A 20,686-nucleotide genomic window follows, 5' to 3' on the forward strand; every position below is an offset into this window, starting at 1 on the left:
TAGCAGCTTACTTGAAAATAACGCAATATGGAATTTGCAATCGATAAGAACCTTTGGAGCTGGAGGATTGCAGTCAATAAGCTGAAAAAATCCAATCCAAATGCAAAAGCATTTTTTGCTTTAAAGCAAGAACTCACTCCCAATCATCGTTTTAGCAATCAATTGTGGCGTCAACACTATGGCGAATGAGAGCTGTTAATATCGACTAGCCGAATAGCGTTCAGTTGTCCGGCTAGATTTTATCGCCAGTTTTAATCCTCGGGACCAAGCAAAGTAAAGGTTAAATGTTTACGCATATCCTTTAAAATCACCCCTTTTTTCAGCATGGCGGCGCTTAAACGCTTTTGCCATTTAAGAAGGTCTGGCTTTGCGGCTTCCAATGCTTGTTCATTCTCAAATTGGAAAAAGAGTATTAATGAGCCGGGGAACAAGTGATATTCCACATCAAACCAACATTGCACCATGCCGGGAATTTCTGCACGAGCTTGTTCCTCGAGTTTGTCTGCAATGGTCAGTACCAAGGCTTGTTGTTTTTCTTGTACTTTTGAGAGCTTTTTCATAATGCTATGGATGTAAGAGGCCAAAAGCCTGATTATACTCAAGCTTATGGGCTATCAACAACTTTGTTGATGATAGCCCGCTCTAAGTGAATTGCTTTTTCAATTCACTTAGAGTCGTTTTTTCGAATTACGGTGCTGACAGCGCAAGTTTTGGTAGCGGTAGTTGGATTGCTTCTGCACTGACGGGTTTTCCGCTTAAGAATGTTTGCATTCTGGCGAGCACCAAGGGTGAGCTTGTATAAAGGTTGTGGCCCGCATTGTTCACCATAATCTGGGTCAAATTTGTAAGTCCTCTCACAGCTTCAAGTTGTTCTTCCGGATACGTTCTACCGTCTAGACTACCTGTAAACAATAAAGTTGGGATGTTGGATAGGGGAGCGGTTCTAAAATCATCACCTAAATCTAGTTTTTTATCTATCAAGTGAAGTGTTGGCATTGGAAAGTTAAGCTTGTCGCCAAGCAAGGCTGTTGGCGATTGGTTTGTCATTTTTGCAAGGCGTTTAGCGGTGATCCCTGAAGCTACATCCATCGCCAGTGGCATCAATTTGAATGTAATGGGCTCATCGGTAAACATTCCACGCTGCAAAACATGCTTTAACAGCTCGGTATTGCCGTTATCTAAACCTAAATAAACGTGAATTAGCATGGCAAGATATTGGTTAGGGTCGGCAATCATCATGCGAGCTAACGACTGAATATGATGCTTTTGAAATAACATGGGTGTTTTTGAGCCGTCTTTTTGTGTAATTTGAAGTGCAATAGGCTGTTGCTCAAGTTTACTGTGCACTCGGCGTATCAAAGCAGGTAGATCCGACACTTGTTGTTTAAGCGCTTGCTGATTGATAATTCCTTGAACTCTTTTAAAGTATTGATCGGTTTGGTGAGGTAGTTTAACGGTCTGATTGAGCCCTTCAGCACTGGCGATAATTACTTTGTCAAGATACGCTGGCATTGCTTTTATGGCACTGAGTGCCAGATGGCTGCCGTAAGAGATCCCCCAAAGTGATACTTTGTCAGCTTTTAGGTGTTTTCGTAAGTCGTTTATATCTAGCGCGTTCTGAGCGGTATTATAACCATATATATCAATATCTTGAGACTTCCATTGAGTAAAGCATTCTAATGCGGCTTTGCGGTAACGGTCTGCAATTTGCGCTTCAGTGGTAACAGCATTAAGCGCAATGTGTTCACTAGACACGCAAGGAGCAGTTTGCTCTGACTGCCCCGTACCTCTTTGGTCTAGCGCAATAACATCACCAAACTCTCTTAGTGCTTGAAATAACGGAAATCTTCGCCACTTGGCAGTCGCGGTCCCTGAACCACCGGGGCCACCAGATAAATACACGATAGGTGAACCTTTATTGCTGCCGGTTGCAGGAAAGCGCACATAGTTGATTCTAATTTTGTTGCTGTTGGGGTTATTCCTGTTTTCAGGTACCCAGAGGTGCCCAGCTATGGCATCCGTTGTTTCTCCGCTGTTGGCTTGAAACTCGATTTGTTGCTCATTGCTGTACAGCACTTGCTTATCGCTACCTTTCTCTGCGCTTACGCATAAGCAAGTGAATAAGCTTAACGCGGCTATTAATGTGTGTGTTGATCGCATAGTATTACTCCTTAATAGTTTGTTTTTATTGAATACCATGGCAACTTTATGGGGTAGTGAACTTCTATGAGAGGCCGATATTTATTGGCTTGTAGGCTCAGCGGTAGTAAAAAGCCGACGAACGGTAAAAGGAAAAGCGGTAGAGTGTGAATATTAATCTTGTACTTTATTTAGTGATGGCTGTGTGTTGCTCGGGCGCTCTAGGTAAGGCTTATGCCAGTCAACCTTTGTTGCCATTTTCTTATGAGCAAGCCGTGACGGTTTGCCCATGGTCAGTCTCGGCAAAAGAAATTCCACAGTTTACTGAGCCGCAATGTCACCAAGCTAAGTTATCTGAGGTTGATCCGCAAAATCAGGCTGTTTGGGTGTTAATCGAATTTGAGCGAGCGAAATTAGCCTCAATACCAAGGCCCGTAGGGTTGTATTTATTTGCTAAAACATCAAGCGAAGTCTTTTTAAATGGTAGTAAGGTGGGGAGCAGCGGTTTTCCTGCCGTAGATAAAACTGAGCAAATAGGCAAAATGGACAGCGTATTTTATTTGCCAGACTCACTTATAAAGAAAAGCAATCAACTGGTGTTTGGTCTGTCTGCACAGCATAGCCTTATTTCATTAGGATACCCAATTCATTTTATTGGGCTAGGGCAATTTGGCGATCCTAAGCAGTATATTCAATCATTTAGTGGTTTGGGCCTGATTCTGGTTGGTGCCTTTTTGTTGGGCGCATTGTACTTTATAAGTCTGAGCTTTGGTCGTTATGGCAATACAAGCGTTCGGATATTTGCCGTACTGTGCCTGCTCGCGGCAATGCAGCTCAGTGCTGAAATATCGCGAGGGTTAGTTGACTATGGCTATGTGTGGCATGATATTCGACTGTTGACCGTGACGGGCTTATCGTTTTTATTTGGCACTTTGTTGCTTGTATATAGCTCCATAAAAGTTGCAGAAAAGCACGCGCTTCACTGGATTTATATCGGTACACTAATCACGCTTATTGTTATTATTTTTGCGCCAGGCTTTGACTCTAAAACCACGGCCGGAGTGTTTGTGCCATTACTCGTTAGCCTAGTCCAGCTAGGCTATTGTTGGCGACGCGCGAAAAACAATAATTTGGCGGCTTGGTTTGTGGTGCAGTTGTTGGTGGCTGCAACCGTGCTATTTGTTGCATCAAGCTTCCACGAAATTACTCACTTTGTGATCATTGCCGTCTTGCTAGTCTACCTTTTCATTCGTCAAGCTAAAGAGTATCGTGCTCAGCAAGTACAGTTGAGTAGTGATCAAGCTCATATCGCCAAGCTTGAGTTTAAACTCGCGCAGAACAAACAACTTCAGTCTCCTTCTAAGCTGGAAGTCAGTATTGCAGGTAAAACTGACTATGTTGTGCTCACGGATATTGCGTTTTGCAAAGCCGCAGGGGACTACGTTGAGCTGCATATGAAAGACACCACGCAGAAGCTGTTTACAGGCTCATTAAAACAACTCGAACTTACTTTGCCCTCTATTTTTGTAAAAACACATCGTTCTTATTTAACTAATCTAAATGAAGTGGTGTCATTAGAAAGTGATAATAATCAAAGCAACTTGAAATTAACCAATGGAGCAAGTGTTCCCGTCAGTCGTCGGCTTGTCTCGTCGGTTAGAGCGACGCTTAAAGCGTCTACTAAACCTTAAACGCTGCAGGTCTTTTAAATTGGGTTTTGCAGAGCTGAAATTAAATACATCGCTCCGTTTGGCTCTATATGGCCGTCGCAGTTGCCGCTTTCTATTTGAGTGGTGCTCAATGCGGCTTGACCATCGGTTGGTAAATAAAGTGCCTTTGATACACGCCAGCAGCTCTTTGATTGGATAGTTTGCTGTTCGACGATAAGAATATGTGCACCGCCTATCACGTAAGCGTTGGGAATGTTGGTTTGGGCTAGATAGGCGACTTTACAGGCTTTATCGTTATTGAAACCGTTTGCTATTATCTCCTTCGAAGCAGGGGTTGAAACGGTAATGATACATTTTTCACCAATGGATACAGCGTATTGTCCCAGTTGCCACTCTGCTGCTACTTCGCCTTGTGCAGCCGCTAAATTACTTATGCTGATCGTTGCTATAAGTGCCAAATATTTCATGAAAGCCTCCTTGCATATCCCTATTCATCATTGTGTGGTCACTTTACATTAGTATCTCATCCTGCAGCTGAGGTACTGCTCGACCAAAAGGGCTAAATATTTTATTATCGTGGCAGTATAAATCTTATGCAAGGAGCATAGTCTGTTATGACCAAGGAAAAATCGTTATCACTCTCTACAAAGCTGAAGTTTTTGTTTGCTGCAATTGGTAAGCATTTGGGTTTTATCTCCGTTGGCATTCCGTTTTATATTGTTGGTGGATTCATTATTTACATTGGGGTAACTGAGCAATACGGTGCAGGTATTGGGGCTGTTATTTTTGGCGCTATATTTATCTTGATACCTCTTGGAATGTACGCTTTTTCCCTGCCATCAAGTATTCGCTACTACTACGAAAAAGAATTGACGAAAGAGTTTGGTAAACACCTTTTCGGCACCATTACTAACAAAAGAATTGAATCTAATACGTATGTTCACCGGGACGAGTATGACCGAGAAGTGGAGCATCAGGAGACTTTCTATTTCGTTGAGTACAGCTATCAATTTCAGGGCAGTCGTGAAGGTGAGTTTATTCTGGATAACAAAGATTTTTATGACAAGTTGCAGGTTGGAGATGATTTACCTATCCAAGTATTGACGGTAAAACCAAGCGTAGCAGAGCCCAGACTTATCAAATTGGGAAAGCGCTACGGACTTAAACCCGCTGAAAGTTACTAGGCTAAATATGCAATTGTTTGAGGCTTACGCTTCAACCAATTGGCGCTGAAAATACCCTTTTAGAAAATCGATCAGTAGTCGCACTTTTTTAGAGTTGGCATTGCCTTCTGGAAAAACGCCATAAACATGTATGTCTGGCAGCGTGTAATCTTCTAATACAGGCACTAAAGTACCGGCCTGTATTTTTGGTAATGCATCGTAAGTTGGAATTCGTCCAAGACCGTGACCTCCCTCAACAAAAGCGGTGCGAGCGGCGGCATTGTTGGTGCTTATATCGCCTTTCATCGTGATGCTATAAGCTCGAGCCCCTTTACTCAATGTGAGTGCCCCCGATGTCAGCTTGTAAATCACCCATTGATGCTGGTAGAGATCGGTAGGGTGTTTGGGGACGCCGTACTTTTGCAAATAGTCGGGCGATGCGCACAGGCAGGTTTTTAGCACTGAAAGTTTACTGGCTTGCAAACCTGAATCGGGAAGTGGTGCGCCTCGAATAGCCAGATCAATGCCTTCTTTGATGATATTGACAACTTCATCTGTAAGCATGATATCGAGCTGAATTTTTGGATACATAGCTCTAAATTCATTGAGTGCAGGCACTATGGTTTGCAGGCCAACATTCACAGGGCAGGTAAGCTTTATTAGACCGATTGGTTCTTTCTTTAAATTCTCAATTTGCTGGTTTGCAGCAAAGGCTTGTTCTGCAATCACACGGCAGCGCTGATAATATTCGCGGCCTGCCTCTGTAAGTGAAATGGTGCGGGTCGAGCGATTGAGCAATTTTATGCCTAACTGTGACTCCAGTTTTTTGACATGATAACTCACCACTGCACGAGACAAGTTTAAATGCCTGGCGGCGCCGCTTAAGGTGCCTTGCTCAATAACTTGGGCAAAAACGACCATGCTTTTGAGTTGCTCAAACGAAATGTCCACACATTACTCCACTGGCTGAGATAAATTGATTGTATCAATTGTTTGAACAAAGAGTTAGCTTTTGTCTGCATTGTTTAACTTGTCTTAAGCTCATACTTTTATATTTATCCGCAGGTTAAATAGCCTGAAGTTTTAAGAAAGAATGAGAGGTAACTTTGATGACAGCAAAGAAAATTTTAATGGTGCTAACGTCACATGCAGAACTTGGCAACACAGGTGAGAAGACAGGGTTTTGGATTGAAGAGTTTGCCGCACCTTACTATGCCTTTGTGGATGCAGGGGTAGAAGTAACGCTTGCTTCACCAAAAGGTGGTCAGCCGCCAATTGACCCAAAAAGTGAACAGCCTGATTTCCAAACCGACAGTACTAAACGCTATTTTGATGATCAAAAAACGCAGGAACTGGTGGCAAATACGCTACCACTAGCTGAGGTGAGCGCGGCAGATTTTGACGCTGTGTTTTATCCTGGCGGTCACGGACCATTATGGGATTTAGCAACAGATACCAATTCAATCCAATTGATAAGCGCCTTTTTAGCAGCAGATAAACCAGTTGGTACGGTATGCCATGCAACCGCTGTGCTGATGGATGTAAAAACCACGTCGGGTGAGTATCTGGTAAAAGGCAAAGTGGTGTCTGGCTTTACGAATAGTGAAGAGGCGGCAGTTGGGCTGACTGATGTTGTGCCATTTTTATTAGAAGATGAGCTGGTTAAACGAGGTGCTGATTTCCAGAAAGTCGATGATTGGAATGTGTTTGCTGTTAGAGATGGCTTAATTTTTACAGGGCAGAATCCAGCAAGCTCTGAACTTGTCGCTGAGAAAATGCTGACGTACCTAAACCAGCTGTAACCTGCTTATTAAAAGGAATAAATCATGAGTAACGCAATAAACCAAGCTCAAAACGCACAAACGAATCGTCGCATTACCTTGGCGTCACGCCCACATGGTGCACCAACGCAAGAAAATTTCAATTATGAAGAAGCACAGATCCCAACGCCAAAAGAGGGCGAGGTGCTCCTTCGTACCGTCTTTTTGTCGTTAGATCCATACATGCGTGGCCGTATGAGCGATGCAAAATCTTATGCTGAGCCGGTTGCTATTGGTGAAGCGATGGTGGGTGGCACAGTATGCCGAGTTGAAGCGTCAAATAACCCTAAATTTACCAAAGGTGACTGGGTACTCGCGATGAGCGGCTGGCAAGATTATAGCGTCTCGGATGGTACAGGCTTACTTAAGTTAGACAACAATTTACCCAACCCATCATATAGCTTGGGCGTGTTAGGGATGCCAGGCCTTACCGCTTACATGGGACTGATGGATATCGGCCAGCCAAAAGCTGGAGAAACGGTAGTCGTTGCCGCAGCAACCGGTGCTGTAGGTAGCCTTGTTGGACAAATAGCAAAACTGCAAGGCTGTAGAGTAATAGGCATTGCTGGTGGCGCCGAAAAATGCAGTTACGCTACCGAGACACTTGGCTTTGATGCCTGTCTTGATCACCGCAAGGATGATCTCGCTGAGCAGTTAGCGCAGGCATGTCCATCGGGAATTGACGTCTATTTTGAAAATGTGGGTGGCAAGGTGTTCGATGCAGTTATGCCATTGCTTAACTCAAGTGCTCGGGTTCCACTTTGTGGGTTGATCTCTCAATATAATGCCACTGAGTTGCCATCGGGGCCTGATCGTATGTCGATGCTGATGGCGACACTGCTGATTAAGCGAGTGAAAATGCAAGGCTTTATTGTATTCGACGATTATGGACATAGATACAACGAGTTCAGTGAAGCGATGCTGCCATGGTTAAACGCGGGCAAGATTAAGTACAAAGAGCACTTAGTCGAGGGGATGGATAACACAGTGGAGGCATTTATTGGCTTATTGGAAGGTAAAAACTTCGGCAAACTTGTCGTGCGCTTAGGTCCAGACGAACTCGTATAATTAGATTTATCAGGAAAAATTAGATGTTAACTGTTCACCACTTAAACGAATCACGCTCGACAAGAGTACTTTGGCTTTTACATGAACTCGACATGCCTTATGACCTTGTTAAGCATCAGCGCAATCCTGAAACGCGCCTTGCGCCCGAAAGCCTAAAACAGGTGCATCCGCTTGGAAAAGCCCCCGTGTTGGTCGATGACAGCCTAGTTTTATGTGAGTCTGGAGCCATCATGGAATATCTGCTAGATAAGGCAGAAGACAGTAGATTGCGACCAAGTGCGGGGACTCCTGGGTACTATCAATATCAAGAATGGTTGCACTTTGCTGAGGGGTCATTGGCACTGCCGGTGATCGCGTCTTTGATGATGAAGATGGAGCAGCGTGCAGGCGATAAACCAATGGATGGTTACATTGCTAAAGAAGTCAATGTCGACTTTTCTTATATAGATACCACACTCGCCAAGCAAAGCTATTTCGCAGGCAACGACTTTACCGCCGCCGATATTATGATGACAGTGATGCTAGAAATCGCAGACAAAGTCGGTTTGCTCACAGCGCATGGCAATATCAAGGCTTATCTTGAAAAAGTGCAAGCTCGCGCCGCATATCAAGCTGCACGCAGCTACGGTTAGGCTGTTTAAAAGCCAGAGGTTTGCTCTGGCTTTTGCGAAAGTAACTTTCGCACGCCGACTTCCTCTACTAAAGTTCACTCCGTCAACATGCCTGCTTTTACATTTTTTGGCTCGGCTTTTCGGCCGTTTAATAAAATACCAATCACCGTATTTCTAACCAAATAACGGTAGCTAATAATGCCTATCGTCACCGTCAGAGATAGAGCAATAATAAACTTGATGAAGACAGGTACTTCAAGGTTCGTAAGAGGAAGTTGAATATACACAAGGAGCGGAATATGGATGAGATAAATCCAATAGGATGCGTCTGAAATATAGCGACTTTGTTTGTTAAATTGATTTAACCATTTGAACCCGGCTAAATAAGCGACAGCAGTCCAACTGAGAATGGCGATGGTTTGAACTACAACGCTGATCAAATTGATTTTTTCAGGCGTTGCGTCGCCTGTTTTGATCGCGATGATGACTTTTTCAAGCGACGGTGATGGCGGCAAAAAGTAAAAGTATGCAACCAATGAAGTGCAGGCAGTAATTAATAACCAGTTGAATTGTTTTGAGTAGCGAGTTACCACTTCATGATGATGAAATAGTCCTGCTCCCAACAAAAATAAAGAGCCATAAAACCCGTAAGCCCACCAATGAGGTTGCAGTTTATCAGGAGCTGGAAATGGCACCATCAAATTGGACATAGATGCCGTGATGATAACCGGCAATATAACGCATAAAAAGACTGGTTTAACAACGATAGCGAGAGTGTGTTGATAAAATTTTGGAAACTTGTGTAACAGCCAAAATAACACACAGAACTGGCTTAAATACCATAAGAACCATAAATGCATGCTTGTCACCTGTGGCTCTTTTATCTGCTGTATAACACCAAATAACGGTGGTGGGGTGCTGGCAACGCTGCTGCCCCAATGCATCGCATGTAATAACACCAGTAAGGTGAGCGGTAGGAAAATAATAAAGGGAATGAGTAGTCGTTTTAACCTGTTTTGAATATAAGCTTTACCACCACGTTTTTGAATAAGCAGGGCGGCACAAAAGCCGGCGATGATAAAAAATAGTGGCATCCTGAATAGGTGCGTCCACATGGCGAGGTAGTTAAAAAAGACATTTTTGTCTGGATCGACACTGATCCAAAGGTTATGAAAATATGGGCCGTATGCTAAGGCCGCATGAAAAACAACGCCAAGCAATAGTGCCAAGCCTCGCATATTATCAATATAATGAAACCGCGCGTTATTGTGCATTCTGTTATCCCTACATTGGATGCTTTATCAGGTGGTTATACTATATTTTCTGCCTACTAAAATATTGAAGAAAAGCGACTCTTCAGGCTGAATCGTTGTTACGAGAACATTTAATAACAAATAAAGTGGCTGACCGACTTTATTTTTATCCTGTCTTGGACTCAAAATTGAGACTTTATCTTGCTGGAAACGGAGCCAGAATGAAAGCAAAATTGATATTTGCAAGCGCAGCATTAGCAGTAGGGTTAGTGGGGTGTAATAGCGACAGTAGTGGTCCTGATGATGGTCAATGTAGTGGTGTTGGTAACTCAAGGTTTGATATAACCGGCTTTAACCTCGGTGAGTTTAGCGCTGATCAGGTAGATGAGTGGGTTAACACTGAATATGATGGCGTTGAACCTATTTCGTATCAAACGCTCGTATTTCAGCTTAAAGCTGACACGCAGTCTGTAGCGCAGTTAAGCGCACCGAGTTTTAAGTTTTCTTTAATTAGCACCGCTTATGCCTGCTCACCTGTTCCCCCGTATACCAATGAAAAAATCACGGATATAAATATTACCTCTAGCGCTGCGTTTAGTGACGAGTTACCTGCAGGTTCAAGCTTAAATGAGGTGTTCGACATCGTGTATATCGGTTCCGATTACTCTAATCAGGTTGATTATCGTAGGCTGGATAATGGCGAAAAAGACTACTTTTCAATATCCGAATTTTTAGATATGGAAGATAAAAAAACGAGCGAATTTATCCAGTTTGCACTGAACAGTGAACCTACTTACAAACAGAACCATGTATTTTATATTGAAATTTCGCTGGATACCGGTGAGCAATTCTTGCTTGAATCTCATGAGCTTAGTTTTGCCGAGTAGGTGAAATGAGAAAAGCGCTCAATATGAGCTTGAGCGCTTTTAACGTACTAGATAACCTGAGCTGCGGATAATTAATGCCTTTCTAGCAGCCAGTTTTAGCGCTAACTGCGTTGAATTCACTTCCAATAGCCAGCTATTGGTGCGTAAATTCGCCTTGCTTTCCCTAAAACTCTCTGGCTAGACAAGGAAAAAACTAAGTTGTGCTTTAGAAACAATGAGTTGGAACATTCTTTATCCAAACCTCAGGTTAGATAGTAAAATTTAAAGCTATTTGAGTCTGTCCATGAGGTAAACAAACTCAAGGCTATTTACCATCGCTCGCTGTTCATTGTTTGCAGCGCCTGCATGGCCACCTTCGGTATTCTCAAAATACAGAACTTCAAATCCCATATCTTTCATTTTAGCAACCATTTTACGTGCATGGCCTGGGTGAACGCGGTCATCTCGGGTTGAGGTTGTGAAAAATACTTTCGGATATTGTTTGTCTTTACTTAGGTTATGGTAAGGCGAGTATGTTTTAATGTATTCCCACTCTTCAGGAACATCTGGATTACCATATTCGCCCATCCAACTTGCGCCAGCGAGTAGCTTATTAAAACGCTTCATATCGAGTAATGGCACTTGGCAAATAACGGCGTTGTAAAGTTCAGGCCTGCGAGTGAAAGCGGCGCCCACTAGCAATCCGCCGTTACTACCACCTTTAATACCTAAATGTTGAGGCTTGGTTACTTTATCTGCTATCAGCTGCTCTGCTACGGCTTCAAAGTCTTCATACGCCTTGTGGCGATTTTCTTTTAGTGCTGCTTGGTGCCAGCTTGGTCCATACTCACCGCCGCCACGAATATTCGCAAGCACATAAACACCGCCTTGTTCTAACCAGTTTTTACCAGTTGATGCCGAGTAGTACGGCTGCATAGAAACTTCAAAGCCACCATAGGCATATAATAAAGTAGGATTGCTACCATCTAACTTGATATCTTTCTTATGAACAATAAAGTAAGGCACTTTTGTACCGTCTTTTGATGTCGCAAATTTTTGCTGGGTAACAAACTTATCTGCGTCGAAATGTGATTTATTACCTTTGAGTTTTGTTGTTCCAAGTGATTTACCATTGACTAAGTAAAGACTGGTCGGCGATAAAAAGTCCGTGTAGGTGACAAAAAAGTCATCTCTATTGGGATCAGTGTCAAAAACGGATAATGAACCGGTATCAGGAAAGTTCACTGGGTCTATTTTCCACTGCCCATTAGCTTTAGGCATATAGCGGAAAACCTTATTCTTTACATCATCTAACACGGTAACTAGTATGGCTGATTTGGTAAAACTCAAATTTTCTATTGAACGATTTGCTGTTGGCTTGATTAAGCTTGTAAACTGGATATTTTTAGAATCCAAATCGTTAATGTTGGCATATATTACTTCTGCTTGTGAAAAGTGCTTCCAAGCAGATTTTAGCTGGATAAAGAGCATGCCATTGTTTAATCCGAGGAGGCTTGCATCGCTAGGCACTGGAATTTTTATCTGCTTATCACCTTCGAGTTTATAGACGTCGCGAGTATAAAAGCTTGTAGAATCGTATAGAAAGTGATTTGTGTTGCCTTGATCGTATACCGTAAAGCCTCCGGCACTGATAGAACTTTTATTTGCCTGATAGACCGTTTTAGCGTCGTCCAGCAGCGTACCGCGTTGCCACACTTTAACCGTTCCAGCATAACCTGAGTCAGTTAATGAGCCGTCTCCAAAATCTGTTGCAACAAATATTGAATTCTCGTTGAACCAAGATACTGAGGTTTTTGCTTCAGGTAAATAAAACCCATTTTTTACAAAAGATTTGCTTGGAATGTCGAACTCTCTCACGACTTTTGCATCAGCACCACCGCGGGATAAGTATACCAAACAGCGTTCATACTTTGGATAGTGACAGTTCATTCCGCCATAAACCCAGTTTTCATCTTCAGCTTTTGCTAGCGCATCTAAGTCGAGAATGGTTTCCCACTTAGGATCCGCTTTTTTATACTCTTCAAGAGTTGTTCTGCGGTATATGCCTCTTACATGCTCCGCATCTCTCCAGAAATTATAGTAATAACCTGCACGTTCAGTTGCGTACGGAATACGAGACCGATCATTGATAATATCTAATGTATTTTGAAAGATATGATTATATTGGCTGTGGCTTTTGAGTTGTTTTAGTGAGCTATCGTTTTGTGCCGTTACCCACTCTAGCGCTTGTTTGCCTTCAATCTCTTCAAGCCATAGGTATGGATCTTTTTCTAATGCTATCGATTTACCAGCAAAGGTGGTGAGCATACATAGTGTCGCAATATTTGTAATTTTTTTTCTCAAAACTTAGTCCCTATTTTATAGTTATTTATTACGTTTTATCATCAAGTCGTCAAAATAGGAATGTGTGCTGATTAAAAAAACGTGATCTGCTTACATCGATTCACACTTAATCTGCTTGCGATGGAGAGAGTTGTGCTTCAATGGCGTGGATCAGCAACATCGCTTTATGCCACTGCTGTGAAAGTTGCCACATCTCCGCCAGTGTATTGATATTGCTTACCATCTAATCGTTCCATTAACTGTTCTACACAGTGGCTACAAGTAAACAAATACTGCTCAATACGCATGAGTTTAGCAAGTAGTGAGGTGGTCTGTGATGATAATGCTGATTGCTCTACCGACACAATAAAAAGGTTAATTTGCTGACATAGAGTTTATTGGCATTATCAAGAGGGAAGTAACTTATGCGCGACAACAGCTTTGTAACAACACGCACCAAGTTCAAGCAGCCTGATCGAAAAAAGCGAAAACAAGCTCAAAAGAAATAAATAATAGTTTTGGACCCAAAAAGGTTATAACAACATGAATCTTAAGCTCTGTTGTTATAACGTGTTATTTATTCAATAATTTTTATAAGGTAATATGTGTTTCAAAGTATGACAAAGATGGCCTATGAATCAGGCTGCGAAACACACTTTAGTCAACATGGCAGTGACTAAAGTGTTTACACCAAATATGGGCTAGAACCTGAAGAGCTTCGTGATGGTGAACATACTAGTTTGAAAGTAATGAAACGTGATTTTGCGTAACAAGCACGTAGCCAAATTAATCAAAAATAAGTAGCCGACTGACAATGGCGTTTGCTGAAAAATCGGCATCGAATCAGTCAAGCAAGACAATAACATACATTATTTTGCCGCTGCACTGCTTAATCATATAAAAATAACTGAAATAGGCTAGCCAGTTAGTAAAAAACAAATGGCGTTAGCAGCATCTAAAATAAGCTAGGTGCTCAGCAAAGGAATACAGAATGAAACAGTCTAACTTCTTATTTCTAAAAGAAATAGATAACCAACTATATACAATTGCACTGGCAGCAGAGCGAAATTACCCTAGCGATCCAAACACCACCATGGCAAAGCTACGTATTTTTGCAGAAACGATAGCAAAAAAATTAGCCCACGCACTCAAATTTGATCAAAAAGAAACGCAAATTGAGATCGTCCGTGAACTCGCCCGAGTACCAGGAATAAAAGACGATATCATTCAAGTATTTCACGTGCTGCGAAAAGTCGGCAATAAAGCGGTTCACGATTATCATAATGACTTAGAAGACGCAGAAATGACGCTGCGATTCGCGCATCGCCTAGCTGCGTGGTACTACTCATTAGTAACACAAAATCTAGATTACAAAGCGCCTGTATTTGTACTACCAAAAGGCGAACTCGCGACTGTGATGGATGCAGAAGTCTTCAAGCTTAAAACTAAGCTTGATGAAGTCATCAACAAAAAATTCAAAACAGATAAAGAGCTTAAAGAGAAGCAAAGCACTGTAATAAGCCTTGAGGGCTATATTTCAGTTTTAGAATCTAAACAGCAGGAAACACAGGCACAAAATGAGGCGCGCATTAAAGCGCTAGAAGCTGAGCTAAAAGCAAAAGAACAAGAGCTTGCAGCAAAAACCAAAGACGAGCGTCAAGCTTACCATGCGGAGCTACGAAAATCGGCAGCCAAGCGCAGCTTAAACTTGTCCGAAAAAGAGACCCGTTATCTAATCGATACCCAACTGCGTAAAGCAGGGTGGGATGCCGATACACAAGCACTTAATTATGCTAAAGGTACGCGCCCACAAGTTGGCCGTAATATGGCAATTGCAGAATGGCCTACGGGCATTGACGAAACAGGCAAGCAAGGCTTTGCAGACTACGTATTGTTTGTCGGTCTTCGTCCCATTGGTGTGATTGAAGCGAAAAAAACGAATACCGATGTAAGCGCTAAATTGAATGAAGCGTATCGCTATTCAAAAACATTTGATCATGGCTTGCTGCGTCAAACACTCTCACACTTAGACGGCGACCTAGTTAACGAAGCTTTGCCACAGTATTTACCAACATGGCAGGACGAAAATAGCTCACCTTATAAAATTCCATTCTGCTTCTCGGCTAATGGACGTGTATATCGCGCTGCATCCAAAACAAAAAGTGGTATTTGGTATCGCGATGTTCGTCATAATACCAATATGCCCAAAGCGCTGCCAGAGTGGCATCGACCAGAAGAGCTTATTGCTAAACTTGAAGCCGACAACCAAGTTTACAACGATTGGTTTAAGCAAAATCCAATCACCGATGATTTAGGCCTGCGTTATTATCAAAAAGAGGCCATCCAAGCGGTAGAGCAAGCAGTTACTCGTGGCGAACAAGACATCTTATTGGCAATGGCCACAGGCACGGGTAAAACCCGTACCGCTATTGGCTTAATGTTCCGTTTAATTCAATCGAAGCGCTTTAATCGCGTATTATTTTTAGTCGATAGAACGTCGCTTGGTGAGCAAGCGCTTGATTCATTTGAAGATACCATCATTAAAGGTGATACCTTTAAAACTATATATAACGTCAGCGATTTAACTGAGCGCTTCCCTGATGACGAGACGCAAATCCACGTAGCAACCGTGCAATCATTAGTAAAACGCACTCTGCAAAGTGAAGAAGTTATGCCAGTTGGGCGTTACGATTGCATCATAGTTGATGAAGCACACCGCGGATATATTCTCGATAAAGAACAAACCGAAGGTGAAGAAAAATTCCGCGATGCAAAAGACTTTATTTCGTCTTACCGCCGGATAATAGACCACTTCGATGCTGTTAAAATTGCCCTAACAGCAACTCCAGCCCTGCATACAGTAGATATTTTTGGTGGCACGCAAAAACAGCCTGTCTATCGTTACAGCTATCGCAAAGCAGTAATTGATGGTCACTTAGTTGACCAAGAGCCACCGGTCAAAATTCTCACTAAACAGTCACGAGATGGCGTAGTTATGGGTGCAGGTACTGAAGTAATGCGTTTGTCATCACAAGGTGAGTTGCTAAACGATACTTTAGAAGATGAGCAAAACTTTGAGGTTGCGGACTTTAACCGTAGCTTAATCTCGACAGGCTTTAATAAGGCTGTATGCGAAGAGTTGGTAAATCATATTGATCCAACCAGCAAACAAAAAACGCTAGTTTTTTGCGTTAACAATGAACATGCCGATATGGTAGTAGAAGAGCTGCGTAGCGCATTTAAAACAAAGTACCCAAAGCTTGAGCACAACGCCATTATTAAAATAACAGGTGACTCAGACAAAGACAGTAAAAAAGTACAGTCGCTTATTAACCGCTTTAAAAAAGACCGCTTACCTAACATTGTAGTAACGGTTGACTTACTCACCACGGGTATTGATATACCAAGTATTTGCAATCTGGTCTTTATGCGAAAAGTGCGCAGTCGTATTTTGTATGAGCAAATGAAAGGCCGCGCAACCCGCCTTTGCCCTGAAGTGGGCAAAACCAGTTTTAAGATATTTGATGCCGTTAACTTATACAGCACCTTACAAAGTGTCGATACCATGCGTCCAGTCGTGGTGCGCCCAGAGGTTGATATTAAAACCTTAGTGAACGAAATTACGGCGGATGAAACCTACCACACCAAAGAGGCAGATGGCCGAAGCTTTGCAGAGCATAGCCACGAGCAATTAGTAGCTAAGCTGCAACGTATTACCAGCCATGCAAAGTGTAACCGCGACCGCTCAAAAGAAATCGACAGCCACATTAAGCGCTTTGATGAAATACTGGCTGATAAAGCAGGTTGTGACTTTTTAAGCTTGCCAAACACCTTAAAAGAAAAGGGGCCAAGGCTAAGTGCTGAGATTATTAACAGCTTACCTAACTTTGTTAGTCGCCTAGAGCAGCTAAAAAACGATATTAACGCATTGCGTGATATGCCTATTTTTACCGATATGCCAGACGAAGTCATCTCAGTGACCCATGTATGGGGCGATCACGAAAAGCCTGAGGACTTCCTTGAGTCGTTTGATAAACTGGTCGATAACTCGGTAAATAAACAAGCTGCCCTTGAAGTGATCATCAATCGCCCGCGCGATCTCACTCGTAAAGCCCTGCTTGACTTACAAGAATGGTTTGACGCGCAAAATTACGATGAATCAACCTTACGTAAAGCCTGGCAAGCCACTAAAAATGAAGACATAGCCGCGCGTTTAATCGGCCATATTCGCCGTGCTGCTATGGGCGATGCCTTGTTACCGTTTGACACCCGAGTCGATAAAGCGCTTAACAAAATAAAAGCCAGTAAAAACTGGAATGAGGCGCAACTCAGTTGGCTTGAACGTTTAGCTGTGAGCATTAAACAGCAAGTGGTACTGGATGACACCACCTTTAAAACCGGCAATTACCGCCGCAGTGGCGGAAAACGCAAGCTTGAGCGCATCTTTGAAGACGAACTATCAAGCATACTGCAACAGTTTTACGAATATATGTGGGATGAACCTGCTTAAAGCGGTTTATCAAAAGTAAAAATCACGTACAATTTAGCCCATTAATTTTTATGGTTAAGCACAGCCCTACTGTGCTTAACACAAAAATGCTGCTACTTGCCAAAAACAGCCAAACGCAGTAACAAAGAGAACCAATGAACAATTCTGATTTAGTCAATAAACTCTGGAAGCTATGCGATAACCTGCGCGATGGCGGTGTGTCGTACCAAAACTACGTAAACGAGCTGGCCTCATTGCTATTTTTAAAAATGTGTGAAGAGACAGGCCAAGAAGACGACCTACTGCCAGAGGGCTTTCGCTGGCATGACCTTAAAAACAAATTAGGTCAAGATCAGCACCAGTTTTATCGTAACTTGTTAGTACAACTGGGTGCAGATGAGCACGCCATTGTGCGCGCTATTTTCCAAAATGTGAATACCAGCATTACCCAGCCTGCTCAGCTAAATCAGCTGATCACTAGCATGGACAAATTGCAGTGGATAGATAACTCTGGTGATGGCACTGGCAGTAAAACCCGCGATGATTTTGGCGATATGTACGAAGGCTTATTGCAAAAAAATGCCAACGAAACCAAATCGGGCGCTGGGCAATACTTTACCCCAAGGGCGCTTATTAACACCGTAGTTAAGTTAATGCAGCCACAAGCCCGTGAAGTGATCCAAGACCCAGCCGCAGGCACGGCAGGCTTTTTAATCGAAGCTGACAAATACATTAAAAGCAAAACCAACAACTTGTTTGACTTAAGCGACGAAGACCAAAACTTTCAGATGCAAAAAGCCTTTGTTGGCCTTGAGTTAGTACCAGAAACCCGCCGTTTAGCACTGATGAACTGCTTATTGCACGATATTGAAGGCGATGAAAACGAAGGCGCTATTCGCTTAGGTAATACCTTAGGTGCAGCCGGTGAAAACTTACCAAAAGCCGACGTTATTTTAACAAACCCACCGTTTGGAGCAGCATCAGGCACCAACATTACCCGTACTTTTGTTTACCCAACGTCAAACAAACAGCTGTGCTTTATGCAGCATATTGTTGAGGGGCTTGAACCAGGCGGCCGCGCTGCGGTAGTCATTCCCGATAATGTATTATTTGAAGGCGGTAAAGGCACAGATATTCGCCGCGATTTAATGGAAAAGTGTCGCTTACACACCATTTTGCGCCTGCCAACGGGTATTTTTTACGCCCAAGGCGTAAAAACCAATGTGCTGTTTTTCCAAAAAGGCGCAGTAGATAATATCCACCAAGACACAGCCTGTACCACAGAGACCTGGGTATTTGATATGCGTACCAATATGAATACTTTTGGTAAACGCCGCCCACTCACCGAACAACACTTTGATACCTTTGTTACCGCCTATGGCGAAGATAAAAACGGTTTATCGCCACGCACTGAAGGTGTTTACGACATCCTAGGCGCAATCCACCCTGACGAAAATGAAACAAACAGCCTTGAGCTAAATAAAAAGTTAGAGAGCGCAAGGTGGCGCAAATTCTCCCGTGAGTATATTCGCGAGCAAAAAGGCGATAGCTTAGATATTACTTGGTTAAAAGATTTAGAGGCCAGCAGTGCTGACAACCTACCAGAGCCAGAAGTGCTGGCAGGAGAGGCCATGGCAGAACTGACAACCGCTATGGGTGAAATTTACCAGCTAATGAAAGCCCTCGGTGCAGATAACGAAGCCGAAGCACAAAAGCAACTGTTAGAGACTGAGTTTGGTTTAGTTGAACCCGTGGCGCAGGACGGTGAAGCATGAGCGAATTGCCGAAAGGGTGGGCAGAAAGCAACTTTGATGATGTTTGCGATTATATACAAAGAGGTAAAAGCCCTAAATACGTTGAGTATAGTGATTACCCTGTCGTAAATCAGAAAGCGATCCGCTGGTTTGGTATTCAAGAAGAGCATCTTAAGTACATTAACCCAGAACAGTGGCCTAAATGGGATGAACAGCGTTACATTTGTATTGGGGATATTCTATGGAACTCGACTGGAACTGGCACAATTGGGCGGGCATGCCATATTGATGAGACTCAATATACAAAGGCAAAAGTTGTTGATAGTCATGTAACAATTGTGAGAACTAATAAGTATATTGATTCAAAGTTCGCTTTTTATTGGGTAATGCACCCAGAAATTCAGGGAAATATTAATGGATTATATAATGGTTCAACTAATCAAGTTGAATTGAGTAAAAAAATAGTTCAATCAACAAAGTTCTTGTTGGCGCCTCTCAACGAACAAAAACGCATCGTTGAAAAGTTAGATGATGTGTTGGCACAGGTTGATGCCATCAAAGGGCGTTTAGACAGCATCCCAAACATCATCAAACGCTTCCGCCAATCTGTACTCGCCAACGCCGTCAGCGGCAAATTAACCCAAGAATGGCGTGAAGGCGAAAACTTTGGTGTTAAAGTTAATTTGGGTTCGTTGATTTTGGAAGGACCTCAAAATGGGCTCTATAAGCCTTCTCAGTGTTATGGTTCAGGAGTAAAGATTTTACGTATTGACAGTTTTTATGATGGACAAGTCATTGAATGGGATAAGATTAAATTAGTAGAACTTGACGATAAAGAGATTGAAAAATATAAGTTGAATTTAAATGATATTTTAGTAAACAGGGTTAATAGTATCGAATATCTTGGTAAGTGTGCGTTGATTAGAAGCTTACCAGAGAATGCAGTATTCGAAAGTAACATTATGCGTATGTCAATCGATACGAAAAAGGCTATTGCTGAATATCTAACTCTGTACTTAAGAAGTATAGATGGGCTTTCTCAGCTAAGGAAAAATGCAAAGCTCGCAGTTAATCAGGCAAGTATAAATCAATCTGATGTCAAGAATTGCGTTTTGATTCTCCCAAATTTAGAAGAGCAAAAAGAAATTGTTCGCCTGGTTGATGAGTACTTTGCCCTTGCCGATACCATTGAAGCGCAAGTCAATAAAGCCCGCGCGCGGGTGGATAAGCTGACTCAAAGTATTTTAGCGAAAGCGTTTCGCGGCGAGTTGGTGCCACAAGATGACAACGACGAACCAGCAGAAAAACTGCTTGAACGCATAGCGCAAGCAAAAGCAGAGGCAGAAGCCCTCGCTAAAGCCGTTAAAAAAGCCGAGGCCGGCAAAAAACGCGCAGCAAAAACCATCAGTAAGTAACTAACTCATTAATTTGGTGGCGAGTGGCGTTTTTGGCGTCTAATTATGCAGGTTTTAATATTCGTGAGGGGGCAAGCTGTGCCTTGCTGAGCATA

At 42.7% G+C, this 20,686-nt stretch carries 15 protein-coding genes; 9 read left to right on the forward strand and 6 right to left on the reverse strand.

Annotated elements, in window-relative coordinates; genetic code table 11:
• Window positions 1-251: 251 nt before the first annotated feature.
• Window positions 252-560, reverse strand: coding sequence for a hypothetical protein (locus tag QSH61_RS05030; RefSeq protein WP_102056286.1), 309 nt, complete (start codon window positions 558-560; stop codon window positions 252-254).
• 127 nt (window positions 561-687) lie between these two features.
• Window positions 688-2,160 (reverse strand): alpha/beta hydrolase, encoded by a 1,473-nt coding sequence (locus QSH61_RS05035; protein WP_206471318.1) that lies wholly within the window; start codon window positions 2,158-2,160, stop codon window positions 688-690.
• A gap of 146 nt (window positions 2,161-2,306) precedes the next feature.
• Here QSH61_RS05035 and QSH61_RS05040 point away from each other — a divergent pair, with 146 nt between their 5' ends.
• A complete protein-coding gene (locus tag QSH61_RS05040) occupies window positions 2,307-3,830 on the forward strand; it encodes a LytR/AlgR family response regulator transcription factor (RefSeq protein WP_206471319.1) in 1,524 nt (507 codons plus the stop codon).
• Between the two features lie 14 nt (window positions 3,831-3,844).
• Here the strand turns inward: QSH61_RS05040 and QSH61_RS05045 are convergent, their stop codons facing one another.
• The gene (locus QSH61_RS05045; protein WP_206471320.1) at window positions 3,845-4,276 is read right to left on the reverse strand and encodes a hypothetical protein; all 432 of its coding nucleotides are present in this window, start codon (window positions 4,274-4,276) and stop codon (window positions 3,845-3,847) included.
• A 147-nt stretch (window positions 4,277-4,423) separates the two neighbouring features.
• On the opposite strand from QSH61_RS05045, the gene QSH61_RS05050 reads away from it, so the two are divergent.
• Window positions 4,424-4,993, forward strand: a complete 570-nt coding sequence (locus tag QSH61_RS05050; protein WP_174170816.1) for a hypothetical protein — start codon at window positions 4,424-4,426, stop codon at window positions 4,991-4,993.
• 24 nt (window positions 4,994-5,017) lie between these two features.
• Here QSH61_RS05050 and QSH61_RS05055 read toward each other — a convergent pair whose 3' ends face one another.
• Window positions 5,018-5,923 carry a LysR family transcriptional regulator gene (locus tag QSH61_RS05055; protein WP_174170815.1) on the reverse strand — a complete coding sequence of 302 codons (906 nt, stop codon included), beginning with the start codon at window positions 5,921-5,923 and terminating at the stop codon, window positions 5,018-5,020.
• Window positions 5,924-6,081: 158 nt separating this feature from the next.
• Here QSH61_RS05055 and QSH61_RS05060 point away from each other — a divergent pair, with 158 nt between their 5' ends.
• From QSH61_RS05060 to QSH61_RS05070, 3 genes are read left to right on the forward strand one after another with little or no spacing between them, the layout of a single operon-like run.
• Window positions 6,082-6,774 (forward strand): type 1 glutamine amidotransferase domain-containing protein, encoded by a 693-nt coding sequence (locus tag QSH61_RS05060; RefSeq protein ID WP_206471321.1) that lies wholly within the window; start codon window positions 6,082-6,084, stop codon window positions 6,772-6,774.
• Window positions 6,775-6,798: 24 nt separating this feature from the next.
• Window positions 6,799-7,860, forward strand: a complete 1,062-nt coding sequence (gene curA, locus QSH61_RS05065) for an NADPH-dependent curcumin/dihydrocurcumin reductase (protein WP_206471322.1) — start codon at window positions 6,799-6,801, stop codon at window positions 7,858-7,860.
• Window positions 7,861-7,883: 23 nt separating this feature from the next.
• Complete coding sequence (locus QSH61_RS05070; RefSeq protein WP_206471323.1) at window positions 7,884-8,492, forward strand: glutathione S-transferase family protein; 609 nt, start codon at window positions 7,884-7,886, stop codon at window positions 8,490-8,492.
• Window positions 8,493-8,566: 74 nt separating this feature from the next.
• Here QSH61_RS05070 and QSH61_RS05075 read toward each other — a convergent pair whose 3' ends face one another.
• Window positions 8,567-9,745 carry an acyltransferase family protein gene (locus QSH61_RS05075; protein WP_174170809.1) on the reverse strand — a complete coding sequence of 393 codons (1,179 nt, stop codon included), beginning with the start codon at window positions 9,743-9,745 and terminating at the stop codon, window positions 8,567-8,569.
• 200 nt (window positions 9,746-9,945) lie between these two features.
• Between QSH61_RS05075 and QSH61_RS05080 the strand changes: the two genes are divergently transcribed.
• Window positions 9,946-10,611 (forward strand): DUF5034 domain-containing protein, encoded by a 666-nt coding sequence (locus QSH61_RS05080; protein ID WP_206471324.1) that lies wholly within the window; start codon window positions 9,946-9,948, stop codon window positions 10,609-10,611.
• A gap of 267 nt (window positions 10,612-10,878) precedes the next feature.
• Here the strand turns inward: QSH61_RS05080 and QSH61_RS05085 are convergent, their stop codons facing one another.
• On the reverse strand, window positions 10,879-12,918 hold the full coding sequence (locus QSH61_RS05085) for a prolyl oligopeptidase family serine peptidase (protein ID WP_248298759.1): 2,040 nt from the start codon (window positions 12,916-12,918) through the stop codon (window positions 10,879-10,881).
• Between the two features lie 1,006 nt (window positions 12,919-13,924).
• On the opposite strand from QSH61_RS05085, the gene hsdR reads away from it, so the two are divergent.
• The 3 genes from hsdR (at window position 13,925) to QSH61_RS05100 (ending at window position 20,591) form a co-directional block, all read left to right on the forward strand.
• Window positions 13,925-17,443: a type I restriction-modification system endonuclease gene (gene hsdR / locus QSH61_RS05090; RefSeq protein WP_206473621.1), complete on the forward strand. Its 3,519-nt coding sequence runs from the start codon at window positions 13,925-13,927 to the stop codon at window positions 17,441-17,443.
• A gap of 134 nt (window positions 17,444-17,577) precedes the next feature.
• The gene (locus QSH61_RS05095; protein ID WP_206473623.1) at window positions 17,578-19,197 is read left to right on the forward strand and encodes an N-6 DNA methylase; all 1,620 of its coding nucleotides are present in this window, start codon (window positions 17,578-17,580) and stop codon (window positions 19,195-19,197) included.
• Window positions 19,194-20,591 (forward strand): restriction endonuclease subunit S, encoded by a 1,398-nt coding sequence (locus tag QSH61_RS05100; protein WP_206473625.1) that lies wholly within the window; start codon window positions 19,194-19,196, stop codon window positions 20,589-20,591. The genes QSH61_RS05095 and QSH61_RS05100 overlap by 4 nt, the downstream gene beginning before the upstream one ends.
• Window positions 20,592-20,686: the final 95 nt, after the last annotated feature.

The organism is Pseudoalteromonas sp. JC3, assembly GCF_030291895.1.
Lineage (GTDB): Bacteria > Pseudomonadota > Gammaproteobacteria > Enterobacterales > Alteromonadaceae > Pseudoalteromonas.

Excerpts from the sequence above, each read along its gene's own strand:
- QSH61_RS05095 (WP_206473623.1), top strand. The coding sequence starts at position 17,578 with ATGAACAATTCTGATTTAGTCAATAAACTCTGGAAGCTATGCGATAAC.
- QSH61_RS05100 (WP_206473625.1), top strand. The coding sequence starts at position 19,194 with ATGAGCGAATTGCCGAAAGGGTGGGCAGAAAGCAACTTTGATGATGTT.
- QSH61_RS05050 (WP_174170816.1), top strand. The coding sequence starts at position 4,424 with ATGACCAAGGAAAAATCGTTATCACTCTCTACAAAGCTGAAGTTTTTG.
- QSH61_RS05030 (WP_102056286.1), bottom strand. The coding sequence starts at position 560 with ATGAAAAAGCTCTCAAAAGTACAAGAAAAACAACAAGCCTTGGTACTG.
- QSH61_RS05045 (WP_206471320.1), bottom strand. The coding sequence starts at position 4,276 with ATGAAATATTTGGCACTTATAGCAACGATCAGCATAAGTAATTTAGCG.
- QSH61_RS05070 (WP_206471323.1), top strand. The coding sequence starts at position 7,884 with ATGTTAACTGTTCACCACTTAAACGAATCACGCTCGACAAGAGTACTT.
- curA (WP_206471322.1), top strand. The coding sequence starts at position 6,799 with ATGAGTAACGCAATAAACCAAGCTCAAAACGCACAAACGAATCGTCGC.
- QSH61_RS05060 (WP_206471321.1), top strand. The coding sequence starts at position 6,082 with ATGACAGCAAAGAAAATTTTAATGGTGCTAACGTCACATGCAGAACTT.
- hsdR (WP_206473621.1), top strand. The coding sequence starts at position 13,925 with ATGAAACAGTCTAACTTCTTATTTCTAAAAGAAATAGATAACCAACTA.
- QSH61_RS05075 (WP_174170809.1), bottom strand. The coding sequence starts at position 9,745 with ATGCACAATAACGCGCGGTTTCATTATATTGATAATATGCGAGGCTTG.
- QSH61_RS05080 (WP_206471324.1), top strand. The coding sequence starts at position 9,946 with ATGAAAGCAAAATTGATATTTGCAAGCGCAGCATTAGCAGTAGGGTTA.
- QSH61_RS05035 (WP_206471318.1), bottom strand. The coding sequence starts at position 2,160 with ATGCGATCAACACACACATTAATAGCCGCGTTAAGCTTATTCACTTGC.
- QSH61_RS05085 (WP_248298759.1), bottom strand. The coding sequence starts at position 12,918 with ATGCTCACCACCTTTGCTGGTAAATCGATAGCATTAGAAAAAGATCCA.